The organism is Cellulomonas sp. P1_C4 (assembly GCF_056406355.1).
Window position 1 is genome coordinate 111,463 of the sequence record NZ_JBFUAI010000008.1, and the last position, 12,390, is coordinate 123,852.

16 protein-coding genes and 1 tRNA gene are annotated in these 12,390 nt (G+C 73.2%); 11 read left to right on the forward strand and 6 right to left on the reverse strand.

Going from position 1 to position 12,390, the window contains the following annotated elements:
- Genes AC1DYZ_RS08230 through AC1DYZ_RS08240 form a run of 3 tightly spaced genes read right to left on the reverse strand, consistent with a single transcriptional unit; the run spans position 1 to position 2,559 of the window.
- Entirely contained in the window at positions 1-1,317 is a 1,317-nt protein-coding gene (locus tag AC1DYZ_RS08230; protein ID WP_477064713.1) for a Stp1/IreP family PP2C-type Ser/Thr phosphatase, read from the reverse strand.
- A gap of 3 nt (positions 1,318-1,320) precedes the next feature.
- Entirely contained in the window at positions 1,321-1,839 is a 519-nt protein-coding gene (locus AC1DYZ_RS08235) for an FHA domain-containing protein FhaB/FipA (RefSeq protein WP_477064714.1), read from the reverse strand.
- A gap of 9 nt (positions 1,840-1,848) precedes the next feature.
- Positions 1,849-2,559: an FhaA domain-containing protein gene (locus AC1DYZ_RS08240; RefSeq protein ID WP_477064772.1), complete on the reverse strand. Its 711-nt coding sequence runs from the start codon at positions 2,557-2,559 to the stop codon at positions 1,849-1,851.
- Positions 2,560-2,741: 182 nt separating this feature from the next.
- Between AC1DYZ_RS08240 and AC1DYZ_RS08245 the strand changes: the two genes are divergently transcribed.
- From AC1DYZ_RS08245 to AC1DYZ_RS08295, 11 genes are all read left to right on the forward strand, one after another.
- Positions 2,742-2,824, forward strand: a tRNA-Leu gene (locus AC1DYZ_RS08245).
- Between the two features lie 69 nt (positions 2,825-2,893).
- Positions 2,894-3,514 carry a GyrI-like domain-containing protein gene (locus AC1DYZ_RS08250; RefSeq protein ID WP_477064715.1) on the forward strand — a complete coding sequence of 207 codons (621 nt, stop codon included), beginning with the start codon at positions 2,894-2,896 and terminating at the stop codon, positions 3,512-3,514.
- 139 nt (positions 3,515-3,653) lie between these two features.
- The gene (locus AC1DYZ_RS08255; protein WP_477064716.1) at positions 3,654-4,238 is read left to right on the forward strand and encodes a hypothetical protein; all 585 of its coding nucleotides are present in this window, start codon (positions 3,654-3,656) and stop codon (positions 4,236-4,238) included.
- 40 nt (positions 4,239-4,278) lie between these two features.
- Complete coding sequence (locus AC1DYZ_RS08260) at positions 4,279-4,587, forward strand: hypothetical protein (RefSeq protein ID WP_477064717.1); 309 nt, start codon at positions 4,279-4,281, stop codon at positions 4,585-4,587.
- Between the two features lie 19 nt (positions 4,588-4,606).
- Entirely contained in the window at positions 4,607-6,205 is a 1,599-nt protein-coding gene (locus tag AC1DYZ_RS08265) for an FAD-dependent oxidoreductase (protein WP_477064718.1), read from the forward strand.
- Between the two features lie 38 nt (positions 6,206-6,243).
- A complete protein-coding gene (locus AC1DYZ_RS08270; RefSeq protein WP_456824979.1) occupies positions 6,244-6,723 on the forward strand; it encodes a hypothetical protein in 480 nt (159 codons plus the stop codon).
- Between the two features lie 26 nt (positions 6,724-6,749).
- Positions 6,750-7,049 (forward strand): hypothetical protein, encoded by a 300-nt coding sequence (locus AC1DYZ_RS08275; protein WP_477064719.1) that lies wholly within the window; start codon positions 6,750-6,752, stop codon positions 7,047-7,049.
- Entirely contained in the window at positions 7,046-8,338 is a 1,293-nt protein-coding gene (locus AC1DYZ_RS08280; protein ID WP_477064720.1) for a hypothetical protein, read from the forward strand. Before AC1DYZ_RS08275 ends, AC1DYZ_RS08280 begins: the two co-directional genes overlap by 4 nt.
- Before the next feature lie 29 nt (positions 8,339-8,367).
- The gene (locus AC1DYZ_RS08285; protein ID WP_477064721.1) at positions 8,368-9,120 is read left to right on the forward strand and encodes a hypothetical protein; all 753 of its coding nucleotides are present in this window, start codon (positions 8,368-8,370) and stop codon (positions 9,118-9,120) included.
- Complete coding sequence (locus tag AC1DYZ_RS08290; protein ID WP_477064722.1) at positions 9,117-9,713, forward strand: hypothetical protein; 597 nt, start codon at positions 9,117-9,119, stop codon at positions 9,711-9,713. The genes AC1DYZ_RS08285 and AC1DYZ_RS08290 overlap by 4 nt, the downstream gene beginning before the upstream one ends.
- A gap of 49 nt (positions 9,714-9,762) precedes the next feature.
- Entirely contained in the window at positions 9,763-10,338 is a 576-nt protein-coding gene (locus tag AC1DYZ_RS08295) for a hypothetical protein (RefSeq protein ID WP_477064723.1), read from the forward strand.
- Positions 10,339-10,342: 4 nt separating this feature from the next.
- Here the strand turns inward: AC1DYZ_RS08295 and AC1DYZ_RS08300 are convergent, their stop codons facing one another.
- The 3 genes from AC1DYZ_RS08300 to AC1DYZ_RS08310 are packed head-to-tail and all read right to left on the reverse strand — an operon-like array spanning position 10,343 to position 12,361.
- A complete protein-coding gene (locus AC1DYZ_RS08300) occupies positions 10,343-10,777 on the reverse strand; it encodes a contact-dependent growth inhibition system immunity protein (RefSeq protein WP_477064724.1) in 435 nt (144 codons plus the stop codon).
- 13 nt (positions 10,778-10,790) lie between these two features.
- Positions 10,791-12,041 carry a putative T7SS-secreted protein gene (locus AC1DYZ_RS08305; protein WP_477064725.1) on the reverse strand — a complete coding sequence of 417 codons (1,251 nt, stop codon included), beginning with the start codon at positions 12,039-12,041 and terminating at the stop codon, positions 10,791-10,793.
- Complete coding sequence (locus AC1DYZ_RS08310; RefSeq protein WP_477064726.1) at positions 12,041-12,361, reverse strand: hypothetical protein; 321 nt, start codon at positions 12,359-12,361, stop codon at positions 12,041-12,043. The genes AC1DYZ_RS08305 and AC1DYZ_RS08310 overlap by 1 nt, the downstream gene beginning before the upstream one ends.
- Positions 12,362-12,390: the final 29 nt, after the last annotated feature.

Sequence of the window (12,390 nt, forward strand, 5' to 3'; positions counted from 1 at the left end):
TCACGGCGTGGCCGTCCCGGACGGGGTCGGGTTGGGGGTCGCGGTGGGAGACGGAACCGTGTCCGCTGTGTTCTCTGTGTCCACGTCGAGCATGGCGACCAGGTTGCGGGCGTCCTCGAGCGAGTCCGCGTGGATCGTCTGCTCGACCCGCACCTGCAGGTAGCCCGAGGAGAGGTCCTCCACGTCGGTGCCCGTGCGCTCGACCACCGACGACAGCGGGATCGAGCCGATGGTCTGCGGCAGGCCGCGGAAGATGACGACCTCGCCGTCGTCGACGCCCACGTAGTACTGCGACTGCGTCCACGCGTACGCGATCGCGGCGCCACCGATCACGACGACGGCGACGGCCACCCACGCCACGACCGTGCGCCACCGGCGGCGGGTCGGCGGGTTCTCGTCGTCGTCGTCCTCCGTCGGTGCCGGCGTGGCGTCGGTGCCGTCGTCCTCCGCCGGCTCCTTCGTCGCGCGCGTCAGGCTCGCGGCGCGGGCCGCCGGACCGTCCGCCGCCGACGTGGGGTCGTTGCGGGTCAGCGCCGCGGCGCCGACCACCGTCGCGGTCGTCGTCGGACCTGCCCCGTCGGCGACGGAGTCGAGCTCGATCACGTCGGCCAGGACCACGGTGATGTTGTCGCCACCCCCGGCCCGCAGCGCGAGCTGCACGAGGCGGTCCGCACAGGCATCGACGTCGTCGATCGTCGCCATGGTCTCTTCGATCGTGTCCGCGCTGACGAAGCCGGACAGGCCGTCGGAGCACAGCAGCCAGCGGTCCCCGGGCCGCGCCTCGCGGACCGACAGGTCGGGCGTGACCTCCGGGTCGAAGTCGCCGAGCACGCGCATGACCACCGACCGCTGCGGGTGGTGCTCGGCCTCCTCGGGCGTGATCCGGCCGATGTCCACCAGGTGCTGGACGAACGTGTGGTCGGTGGTGACCTGCGTGAGCACACCGTCGCGCATGAGGTACCCGCGCGAGTCGCCGAGGTGCACCATCGCGAGCTTGTTGCCGGCGCGCAGGATGGCCAGCACGGTGGTGCCCATGCCCGTGAGCTCGGGGTCGGCGTCGCTGCGGGCGATGATCTCGTCCCGCGCGTCGGCCAGCGCCGTCTCCAGCTGGTCCAGCGCGTCGTCGGGGCCGTGGGACTCGCCGTCGAGGGGCGCGAAGCTCGCGACGGCGACCGAGGAGGCGACGTCGCCCCCGGCGTGGCCGCCCATGCCGTCCGCGACCATGAGCAGGTGCGGCCCGGCGTACGCCGAGTCCTGGTTGTTGGAGCGCACGAGTCCGACGTCGGACCGCGCCGCATACCTGAGTGCGACGGTCACCGGTTACCTCTGCAGCTCGAGAACGCTCTGGCCCACGCGGACGGGTGTACCCGTCGGGACGGGAGTCGGAGCCTCGACGCGCTGGTCCGCCACGAATGTCCCGTTCGTCGATCCGAGGTCCTCGACGAACCACTGGCCACCCTGCGGGAAGATCCGGGCGTGCCGCGACGAGGAGTAGTCGTCGTCCAGCACCAGGGTGCAGCCCGGCGCCCGGCCGATGAGCACCGCCGACGAAGCCAGCGGCACGATCGTGCCGCGCAGCGGACCCTCGGTGACGACGAGCCTGCTGGGGCCGGAACCGCTGCGGGCGGAGCGCGGTGTGCGGACCGGGGGCGCCTCGGGGGCTTCGGCCGCTGTGGCCGGGCCGGCTGCGGCGGCCGGCACCGGTGCCTTGCGGCGTCGGCGGTCCGTGATCCTCGTGCCGTACAGGTCGCGACGCAGCACACCGATGGCGAAGAGCACGAGCACCCACAGCAGGGCCAGGTAACCCAGCCGAAGCAGGGTGATCGTCAGCTCACTCATGTGCCGGCGTCACTCGTCCAGGTCCGGCTCGCCGCCTGTCCAGAACAGGATCCGGGTGCGCCCGATGGTCAGCGTGTTGCCGTCCAGCAGGGTCGCGGCCGGCACCTGGTGGCCTTCGACGAAGAGTCCGTTGGTGGAGCCCATGTCCGTGGCGACAACACCGTCGGCCGTCACGCGGATCTCGAGGTGCCGCCGGGAGACGCCGGGATCGTCGACGATGATGTCCGCCTCCGACCCGCGCCCGATGACCGTCACCGGACCCGTGAGGATGTAGCGCTGCCCGTCGATGTCGACCAGGGGGTGCCTGGCGCTGGGCGCCGAGCTGGCCGACGCGGGGGCCACCGCACCGCGCACCGTGGCGCTGTGCACCCGGAACCGCGCGGCCTCGAGCTCACCGTCCTCGCTGAACGACACCGTGACCGGCCCGACGAACGCGTACCGCTGGCTGGCGGCGTAGTCGGTGACGTTGTTGGCAAACTCGTCGGCGAGCGCCTCGGCACCCCACGACTCCACCTGGTCGTAGTCGGCGGTCGCGAGCTCGATGGTGAACTCGTTGGGGACGACGGTCCGGTCCCGTCCGACGACGGCCGCACGGTCGTCCACCTCGCGGCGCAGGGCGCTGGAGAGGTCGAGCGGCTTGAGCTCGCTCTTGAAGGCCTTGGCGATGGCGTTGTTGACCACGCGTTCGACGCCGTTCTCGAACCTGTCGAGGATGCCCACTGCCACCTCCCCCGTCCCTCTCGCGCGTCCACCTGCACGTAGCGTGCCGACGATCCGCCCTGATCGTATCCGGGACCCACCGGTACGGGCCGGGATGCCGGGTGATGTGTGCGCGCCGCCGCCCGGCCTCGCACCAGGACGGTCCGGAGGCCCTCCCCGATCGTGCTAATGTTCTGCGGCGCGCGCGAGTGGCGGAACGGCAGACGCGCTGGCTTCAGGTGCCAGTGTCCGAAAGGGCGTGGGGGTTCAAATCCCCCCTCGCGCACAGATCGAACGGCTCGGATCCCTCGGGATCCGGGCCGTTCGTCGTTGTGGCGGAGGATCATCGACGGCGATGGACGAGAAGACCGACGTCAAGAAGAGCCTCGACGCCTACCAGGCGCGACGCGGCCGGTTCCGGCTCCTGGACGTGCCGGACCTGCAGTACCTGATGGTCGACGGACGCGGCGACCCCAACACCTCGCCGGCGTTCGCCGAGGCGGTCGAGACCCTCTACCCCGTGGCCTACGCAGTGAAGTTCGCGAGCAAGCGCGAGCTCGGGCGCGACTACGTCGTCCCGCCGCTGGAGGGACTGTGGCGGGCCGACGACATGGAGGCCTTCACCTCGGCACGGGACAAGTCGCGGTGGGACTGGACGCTGATGCTTTTGGTCCCGGACTGGATCGCGCCGGAGATGGTCACGGACGCGATCGCGCGCGTCGACGCCAAGGAGCGCCCGGCTCGCCTGGGCGACCTCCGCCTGGCGACCCTATCCGAGGGGCGGTGCGTGCAGACGCTGCACATCGGCTCGTTCGACGACGAGGCCGACGTGCTCGCCCGCATGCACCACGAGTTCATCCCCGAGAACGGGTTGCGGATGGTCGGCACCCATCACGAGATCTACCTGAGCGATTTCCGCCGGGTCGCTCCCGAGAAGCAGCGGACGATCCTGCGGCAGCCGGTCGCGCCTCGCTAGCGTCGGACAAACCCGCAGGTGCTGGGTCCTTTTCAGTGGCGACCTGGATAGGTACCTTCTGCGCAGGCAGTTCCGCGCTCCGGCGCCGGCAGCCGCGGCGGCGAGTGTCGCCGGACTGAGTGAGCCGAGAGGGCGTGGCATGACCGCACCGAAGAAGGTCGTCCGTCCGGCGAGCGTGATCGGCGTCCTGCTGACGATGTTCCTCCTGGCGTCGTGCGACGCGATCGATCGGCCGGACATCTCGCCGACCGCGACCGTCACCCTCCCCGCGCGTCCGACGCCGACCTTCACGCGTCCGGCGCGGCCGACCCCCACCCCCACCGTCACCATCCCATCGCTCCCCACCCCCACGGTCACGCTGCCGGTCGTCCCCGAACCGTCGGAGCCGGCCCCCACGCCGGAGCCGACGATCACCGAGGAGCCCGCGCCGGTGCCCACGAGCGAGCCGAGCGAGACGGCGGTCGCCCCGGAGCCCGCACCGACGACCCCCGCACCGGAGCCGACGCCCACGCCGTCGCCGACCCCCACGCCTACCCCGACGCCCACGCCGACCCCGACAGCGACGGTCACGCCGTCTCCGTCGCCGTCGGCCGACGACGCCGTCGAGGCCGACGAGGGCGGGACACCGGCGTGGGTCTGGTGGCTGCTCGCCCTCCTCGTCGTCGGCGCCGGGGTCGGTGTGCCCCTGATCGTCCGGGCCCGTCGACAGGCGTCGGCCGGTTAGCCTGGCCGAGTCACATCGACGCTGAGAGCTGAGGGATCCGATGGCCAACGTCGCCCTGCGGTGCACCAACCCGGCCTGCTCCGCGGAGGGCAGGGTCCAGACCGGCAAGACGTGCGCGGTGTGCGGCAAGCCGACCACCTGGACGGTCCTGCGCGTCCCGCCGGCAGGCTCGGGCCAGGTGATCGGGCCGATCTACACGATGCCGATGCCTCCCAAGAACGCCCCCGCGGCGGTCGGGCGGCAGACCCGGACCTGCCCGAACGAGAGCTGCCCCCGCTACCACGTGGCGGAGGATGATCCCTACTGCGGTGCCTGCGGGACGGCGACCGTTCCGGCCGAGACGCGGTAGCGGAGGCGCACGAGGCCACGTGATCAGCGCCGCCGAGCTGTCCGCCGTCCCGCTCTTCGCCGACCTCACGTCCGACCAGCTCACCTTTCTGGCCCGGGCCGTCGAGGACATCGCGCTGCTGCCCGGGGAGTACGCGGTCCACGAGGGCGACGAGCGCGCGCTGTTCGTCGTGATCGAAGGACGGGTGGACCTCACCAAGGAGGTCAACGGGGTCGAGCGGGTGATCGGCCCGCGCGGCCCGGGCGAGCTGTACGGCGAGGTGCCCGTGATGCTCAGCATGGCCATGCCGGCCGGCTGCGTGGCGGTCGAGCCGTCGCGGGTGCTCAAGGTGGACGTCGGAACGTTCTTCACGCTGGCGGCCATGGCCCCGCAGGTGGTGGCGACCGTGGGGGCGCTGGCCCAGGGCCGGATGGAGGGGCTCAAGGAGCTCGCGTCCGAGAAGCCCACGCCCGACATGGTGGTCATCGGTCCGCTGGTGGATCCGCGCGTGCACGAGGTGCGGACCTTCCTGCATCGCAACCGCATCTCGTTCGACACCGTGAACACGCCCGACGCCGCCGTCGTCGTGGAGCTCGCGGACGGCCGCAGGCTGGTGGAGCCGACCATGCGCGAGGTCGCACTCGCGGGCGGGCTCGGGGTGGCCCCGGCGCACGACGAGTACGACGTGGTCATCGTCGGCGGCGGACCCACCGGGCTCACGGCGGCGGTGAACGGCGCGGCCGAGGGGCTGCGGACGCTGCTCGTCGAGAAGTTCGCGCCGGGCGGCCAGGCCGGCACCTCGACCCGGATCGAGAACTACACGGGGTTCCCCTTCGGGGTCTCCGGCGACGAGCTCGCCAGCAAGGCCCTACGGCAGGCGAAGCGGCTCGGCGCGGAGATCGTGGTGACCCGGCAGGTCGAGTCCCTCGATCCCGGGACGCGTTCGCTGACGCTCGACGGTGGCGCCAGGATCGGCGCCCAGGTGGTCCTGCTGACGTCCGGGGTCGAGTGGCGGCACGTCGAGCTCGAGGCCGTCGACCGCTTCGTCGGCAAGGGCGTGTACTACGGAGCAGCCCGCAGTGACGCGGGCCTCGCGCACGGCCAGGACGTCGTCATCATCGGCGCCGGGAACTCCGCGGGCCAGGCCGCCCTGTTCTTCTCCCGCCACGCGCGCAGCGTGACGATGGTCGTGCGCGGCGAGTCGCTGGCCGCGAGCATGTCCCAGTACCTGATCGAGCAGCTCGGCTCGAACGGGCGCATCACCGTCCAGACCCGCTCCGAGGTGGTGGCGCTGCACGGGCAGGACGACCTCGAGCAGATCGAGGTCGTCGACCGGCGCACCGGCGCGGTGGTCACGCGGCACGTCGAGGTCCTCTTCGTGATGATCGGCGCCGACGCCGTTACCGGGTGGCTGCCGCCGCAGGTGGCCCGCGACGACCACGGGTACGTGCTGACCGGTCCCGCCGCCCGTGCGTCCGGCGGGTGGGTGCCGGAGCGGGAGCCGTTCGCGCTCGAGACCACCGTGCCGGGCGTCTTCGCCGCGGGCGATGTGCGCTCCGGCTCCGTCAAGCGCGTGGCCGCCGGGGTGGGCGAGGGGGGCATGGCGATCGCCTTTGTGCACCAGTTCCTGGCGCTCTGACCGCTAGTCTCCTTGGGCAGCTGCCGGTGGTGCGAACGATGCAGGAGGACGCCGTGGTCGAGAACGGTCAGCAGGGTGTGCTCGTCTTCCCGGCGCTCGATCCCGCCGCCGGCGGGGTGGAGGCGGCTCGCTGGGACGTGGCGACCGGTCTGCTCACGCCGGCCGCCAGGTCGTGGCGCCACAAGCCCGTCGTCGTCGACGGTCGCGCGCGGGTCGACGTCTCGGGCCGCAAGAACGGCGTCGACCTCGTGGTCGAGCGGGCGAACGGGTGGCGCTCCGCCGCGGTGCCGCTGCTCGAGGTGACGGGCAACGCGGCAGTGGGCCAGTCGATCGAGCTCCTTCGCGCGCTGATCACCGAGGTGGACCGCCGCCGACCGTCCGGTGCCGACCAGGCGCTCGCCCTGCTCCAGGCGCAGGTCCGCTACCTGCAGAACGACGGCGGTCCCGTACAGTCCTCACCGCTCGCCGCCAAGGTTGCCGGCGGCCTCGAGCGGATCGCCAAGCTCGGCCTGCAGTAGACGTCGTCGGACGAGAGGATCCCTGCATGAGCGTCTCCGTGGACATCGCCGCACTCGACACCGCCGCCGGCGAGCTCGAGTCCGCCGCCGCCGGCCTGCAGGCCGCGGACGTGGCCGGACCGTTCGGCCCGATCGCCGATGCCCTGCCGGGCACGCAGACCGCGGAGGCCGCCGTGTGGGTCTCCACCCGCGCGGGTGCGGCCGTCCAGGTCATGGGCGACCGGCTGCGAGGGATGTCGGCGAGCGCCCGCGGGACCGCCGAGTCGTACCGGCGCACGGACGCCGGCGTGCAGCGACGGTTCGGGGCGATGGGGCAGGCCCGGTGACGACGACCCTGACGATCGACGCCGTCCGCGCCTGGCGGCCCGAGGCGCTGGCCGAGGCGGCGATCGGCGTCGGCAAGGCGCACGAGGCCGTCGACGCCGAGGTCAAGGCCGCGAAAGCGGCGGTCTCCCGGCTCACCGCCGTCTGGCACGGCACCGCCGCGGATGCCGCCGCGGACCGGATGGCCAAGGAGGCGACGACGGGCTTCGCGCTCGCGGACGCGCTCGAGCACGCGCGCGCCGCGCTCCAGACCGGCTCCTCCGACCTCGGCGCCGCGCGCAGCGCACTGTTGTCCACCGTGGCGTCCGTCCAGGGCGAGGGCTTCACCGTCGCCCCGAACGGCGCGGTCACCCCGCGGACCCTGCCGCCGGTGATGACGGAGCCGGGCGACCCCACGGGCGCGGCGGCGGCGCGCGACGCCGAGCAGCGCAAGCTGAACAGCGCCGCGCAGGACCATGCCGCGCAGATCGGCACGGCGCTGGCCGTCGTCGCGGTCGCCGACCAGCACGTGGCCGAGAGCCTGGCCAAGGTCGACGTCCCGCAGACGCTGGAGTCGGCCGTGCAGGCCTACCTGCAGCGCGCCCTGGACAGCCACGACCTCCTGGGCTCGCTCGGCAGCGTCGGGGCCGGCGGCGTGGCGCTCGCGATGATGATCAAGAAGGGCATCGGGACGGCGACGAAGGGCAGCGCCTACCTGTCGTTCCTCAAGGCGTCGTTCGCGCCGATCACCGACTACGGCACGATGGTGAAGAACTTCGCCAAGGCCGACGAGATGCTCGACATCTTCTCGAACGGCGCCACCAACGGGGGCATCCTCCGGTTCGTCGTCGGGGCCAAGGCAGCGACCGCCGTCGGCAAGGTCTTCCTGCCGCTCACGGTCCTGACCGGTGGCATCGACGCGGTCACCGGCGGCGGCTACGAGGGCGGCCGAGGCTGGGCCACGCGCGGGTTCGGCGCCGCCGGCGCCCTCGGTGCGGGCGCGCTGCTGGCGTCCGGTGCGGGGCTCATCGCGCTGGGCCCGGTCGGGCTCGGCATCGCCGGTGCGGCCGTCCTCGCGTACGGCGCGTGGAGCCTGGGCAACCTCGTGTACGACAACCGCGAGGCGATCGGCGACTTCTTCCAGTCGGTGGGCGGGCACATCGCCGACGGCGCCTCGGCGGCCTGGAACGCGACGACCGGTGCCGTCTCCGACGCCACGGAGTGGGCTGGCGACCGGCTGGAGGACGCCGGTGACGCCGTCGCCGACGTGGGCAAGGGCGCGCTGCACGTGGTGTCGCTGGGCTTCCTGTGACCGTCCAACACCTCCCCGAGAGCGAGCGCATGACCGAGCCGACGACCGTGCCCGTAGCCGTGCTGACCGACGAGGAGCTGGCGATCCTGGCCGGCGACGGCGGTCTCGTCGTGACGCCGTTCGCCGAAGGCTTCGACGCCGCCGAGCGCGAGGTCGCCCTGCGCACCGCCTACCGCGGGCTGGTCGCGCGCGGCATCGTCGACCCGCCCACCCCGCAGGCCCGCGTCGACGCGATCGGCGAGCCGGCGGTCGAGCTCCAGGTGCGGCAGGACGTGCTCTCCATCGTCACGCTGCGCGCCGCGGCCTCGGCCGTGGTCGCGGTGGCGCGCACGAGCGTCGCCCACCAGGACTTCTGGTACGCCCACGTGGTCGAGGAGGTCGCGCTGCTCGAGGAGGTGGGCCTGGACGGCATGCACCGGTTCGCGCTGGCGACGGCCGACGAGCTCCCGGCGCTGGTCGTCGGCGCCGTCGTCCACCCGGAGACCGGCGACGGGTCAGGCGAGCCGATCGAGCTGGACCCGGGCGCGACCGAGCCACCCCTCGAGATCGCCGAGCAGCTCGGCACCGCGCTGCTGCGCTCCGACGTCGTGATCCGCTGGGCCGGCGACGACCGGGCGCCCCTGCTCGGCCTGTTCACGGGTCCGTCGGGCGCCTGGGTGGTCGAGGCGCACGAGGGCTCCGGCGATGCGCTCGTCGCCACGCCCAGCACCCGCGAGGCGCTCGAGTCCCGGCTGCGCGGGGACGTGGCCCTGGTGGTCGCGAGGGCTCGGGCGACGCGATGAGCGGAACGGTGCGGATCCCGCGGCTGACCTCGCGCTCGGCGCTGGTCTGGCTGGGGTCGACCGTCCTGGTGACGCTCGCGGTCGTCGGGTACCTGGCCGTCACGCAGCCGCAGAACCGGTGGGCGGCCGCGGTCGTGCTGGTGCTTCTCGCGCTCGGGGTCGCGTTCGCCGTCTCGGACACCCGCTCGCTCGACGTCACCCACGGCACCGTCGAGAGCTCGCGGCTCTGGTTCCTGCGTCGCCGAGTCGCCCTCGGGCCGACGACGAACGTCCGCCTGGTGACCAACCGCGCCGGCGGCCTGCTGCTCGCCGCGCAGCCGCGGGGCGGGAGGGCTGTCTTCGTCCAGGTCCTGCTCCTGAGCGACTACGTCGAGCGGTCGCTGCCGGCGGACCTGCTCCGCCTGCTCGCCGACGCGGTCGTCGCACACGAGGCCGCGGGCGGCACGCGTGTCGCCGCTGACCTGCGGGCCCAGGCGGACCACGTCGCCGCGGGCGGGTCCGCGCGAACCTCGCCGCTGGCCGCTCGCGTGACCCGCGGCGCACTGAACGCCGGGAAGATCGGCGGCGCGGGCGGGGCGGCGGGCCACCTCTAGGCAGCGCGTCGTCCCACCGTCTGTCAGTGGTCGCGTGCACCCTGGTCGCATGATCACTCTCTCGTGCTCGTGCGGCTCGACCGGCACCACCCGTCGCCACCCCATGCGCGGCCTGTCCGCCGACGAGCGCGCCGCGCTGATCCGGGACGCCTTCTCGGTGAGCGGGGGCTTCCTGGCCCTCGAGGTCGACGCCTCCTGGCACCCCGGTTCCGACGCCCCCACGGAGGCGTGCGTCGTGCTCGCGGACCTGGACTCGCTGGACGCTTCGGCGGGCCTCGACGCCGACGGCGCCTCCGCGATCCGCGCGCTGCTCGAGGTCGGGCACGTGCGCGGCCAGGCCCTCCCCGCGCCGGTCGAGGTCGGACCGGTGCGCTTCCGCGTCGGCCCCGCGGACGAGTTCGGACCCGCCATGTCCTACGTCGTCACCGAGGGCACCGAGACGCTGCTCGAGGCCACCGTGCCGGTCCCGCACGCCGACCTCCTGCCCGCGCTGGTCGCCGCCCACCGCGCCTACGGGCGCGAGGGCCTCGCGCGGGTCGACGTGCTCGCCGCGCGGCTCGGGCTCGCGGCCGCGATCGCCCAGCTCTCCCAGCACGGCGAGCGGAGCCGGTCGGCCGTCGCGTAGGGCGTCACCAGGCGCGCGCTCGGGCCACTGCCGTCTCGAACTCGTCGTCGTCGAACACGGGGTAGTCCGGGTCCTCGGGGTCGAGCCGGGCGAGGCCTTCCTGCAGAGCCGCGAGCTGCTCGGGGTGGGCCGACCAGTGGGGCTCGGGGACGCGGAGGACGGCCAGGAGCAGGTCGCCGGGATAGAAGTCGCCCTCGAGCAACGGCCGGTAGCGCAGCATGCCGACTGCGAGCGGGACCAGCGTCTCCCGGGCGACGTCCTGGGCGATGAGCACGCGCAGGTCGTCGATGCCGAGCGCGGTGAGCGGCACGGTGCGCAGAGCGTGCACGCGTCGGACCAGGCTGCTCGCGTCCTCGGGCGCGGGCCCCCACGCCGGCGGGTCGACCTCGTCGAGCGTGCTCGCGCCGAGGGCGACGATCTCCGGGGGCACCTCGGTCATCGGACGTCCTCTCTCACGGGCGGGGCACGAAGTTGCGGGAGTAGTCCAGCAGGCGGCTGGCCTCGGAGAGCTCGGACTGTGCGTCGGCCTTCGCGCCCTCCGACAGTCGCGAGTCCCCCAGCATGCGCTTGAGCTGGTCGATCCGGTTGACCAGCCCACGCTGGGCGTCGCGCACCTCACCGACGTGGTCCCACGGCTGACCGCCGGACTTCGTCGCGACGACCTCGCCGTCGAGCTCGCGTCGCGCCGCGTCCAGGTCGCGATCGGTCAGGTGCTCCTTGAGCCGGTCGGTCTTGGTGCCCGACTGCCCCTGCGAGCCGGGCGACGGCTCTTCTGCCCGGGACTCGAGCGGTTCCACACGGTTCTCGTTGGCGGCGTGGTTCGCCAGCGACAGGGCCCCCGCGCCCGCCGCAGTAGCACCGGCCGCCAGGCCTGCCGCAGAGACGATGTTCAGGGGCACGCCCGCGATGGCTCCGACGCCGGTCGCGTCGAGCGCCAGGCCGCCGCCCTCTCCGACGCCGCTGATGCCCATGAGCAGCAGGCCGCCCAGCATCATCGCGGTGTCGCCGGGGTTGTGGATCATCGCGTTGCCGTACGACGCCAGGCCGTTCACCACCCCGATGCCGACGTCCTCGACGCCGTGCAGCACCCACTCGCCGGCGTCGCCGAGCGCGGAGCCGACCTTGTCCCAGAAGCCGGGCTCCTTGGGCGCCCGGTCGCGTGCCGTGGACACGGTCCGCTCGGCGCTGTCGCCGGCGTCCCGAAGCTGGTCGCGGGCACGTTCCAGAAGCTCGCGCGCGGCGGTGCGCGTGGCGGCGCCAGGGTCGTGGAACTCAGGGACGGGCGTGGGTGTGCCGCCCGAGTGGGCGACGCGGTTGTAGTCGTCGACGCGCGCGTTGTGCTCGTTCGTCGCGGTCGTCGTCTGCTGCTCGCCCATCGCGTACTGCCGGATCGCCTCGACGGCCTGGTCCTGTGCCCACGACAACGTCGACGCGTACCGGTCGACGGCGTCCGCCGCCTCGTGGAACGAGTCGCCGCCCTCGAGCCACTTCTTCGGCTGGGCCCGGTAGGTGTCATGGAACCGGTCGGCGGCCTCACCGCTCCAGCCGTCGCCCGTGCTGATCCGGCGAAGGCCCTCGCCGGCCTCGATCAGCGAGTCGCCGTACGCGCGCAGCTTCCACACCAGGTCCGCCAGCTCGGCCACCGAACCGGGGACGAGCGCGACCGGGTCGGTGGTCTGGCCGAGCTCCCGTGGCCCCGCCATCAGGCGCCCGGGTCCGCGCCGGTGGAGCTGCCGATGACGCCGCCAAAGCTCGCCGCCTCGGCCTCGTCCGTGCCGCTGTACGCCCGCACGGTGTCGACGAGCTGGCCGACGACCGCGTTGACGTCCTTCTCGAGGTTCTCGACGCCGATGTTCCAGCGCCGACAGAACTCACCGAGCCGGTCTGCGAGCCCGTCGTGCCCGACCGACGACCCCGACGGCTGCAGGTCCGCGACCTTCGTCGTCGCCATCTGGTCCATGGTGTCGAGGATCGCCTGCGTCGCGTTGCTCAGCGCGGTCAGGTCGACCGAGAAACCGCTCACCTGTCCCCCTTGCCGCGGACTGCCTGGTC

Bases quoted from the DNA above. Each gene is read 5' to 3' on its own strand.
- AC1DYZ_RS08235 (WP_477064714.1), bottom strand. From the start codon at position 1,839: ATGAGTGAGCTGACGATCACCCTGCTTCGGCTGGGTTACCTGGCCCTG.
- AC1DYZ_RS08250 (WP_477064715.1), top strand. From the start codon at position 2,894: ATGGACGAGAAGACCGACGTCAAGAAGAGCCTCGACGCCTACCAGGCG.
- AC1DYZ_RS08255 (WP_477064716.1), top strand. From the start codon at position 3,654: ATGACCGCACCGAAGAAGGTCGTCCGTCCGGCGAGCGTGATCGGCGTC.
- AC1DYZ_RS08260 (WP_477064717.1), top strand. From the start codon at position 4,279: ATGGCCAACGTCGCCCTGCGGTGCACCAACCCGGCCTGCTCCGCGGAG.
- AC1DYZ_RS08270 (WP_456824979.1), top strand. From the start codon at position 6,244: ATGCAGGAGGACGCCGTGGTCGAGAACGGTCAGCAGGGTGTGCTCGTC.
- AC1DYZ_RS08275 (WP_477064719.1), top strand. From the start codon at position 6,750: ATGAGCGTCTCCGTGGACATCGCCGCACTCGACACCGCCGCCGGCGAG.
- AC1DYZ_RS08285 (WP_477064721.1), top strand. From the start codon at position 8,368: ATGACCGAGCCGACGACCGTGCCCGTAGCCGTGCTGACCGACGAGGAG.
- AC1DYZ_RS08290 (WP_477064722.1), top strand. From the start codon at position 9,117: ATGAGCGGAACGGTGCGGATCCCGCGGCTGACCTCGCGCTCGGCGCTG.
- AC1DYZ_RS08295 (WP_477064723.1), top strand. From the start codon at position 9,763: ATGATCACTCTCTCGTGCTCGTGCGGCTCGACCGGCACCACCCGTCGC.
- AC1DYZ_RS08300 (WP_477064724.1), bottom strand. From the start codon at position 10,777: ATGACCGAGGTGCCCCCGGAGATCGTCGCCCTCGGCGCGAGCACGCTC.
- AC1DYZ_RS08305 (WP_477064725.1), bottom strand. From the start codon at position 12,041: ATGGCGGGGCCACGGGAGCTCGGCCAGACCACCGACCCGGTCGCGCTC.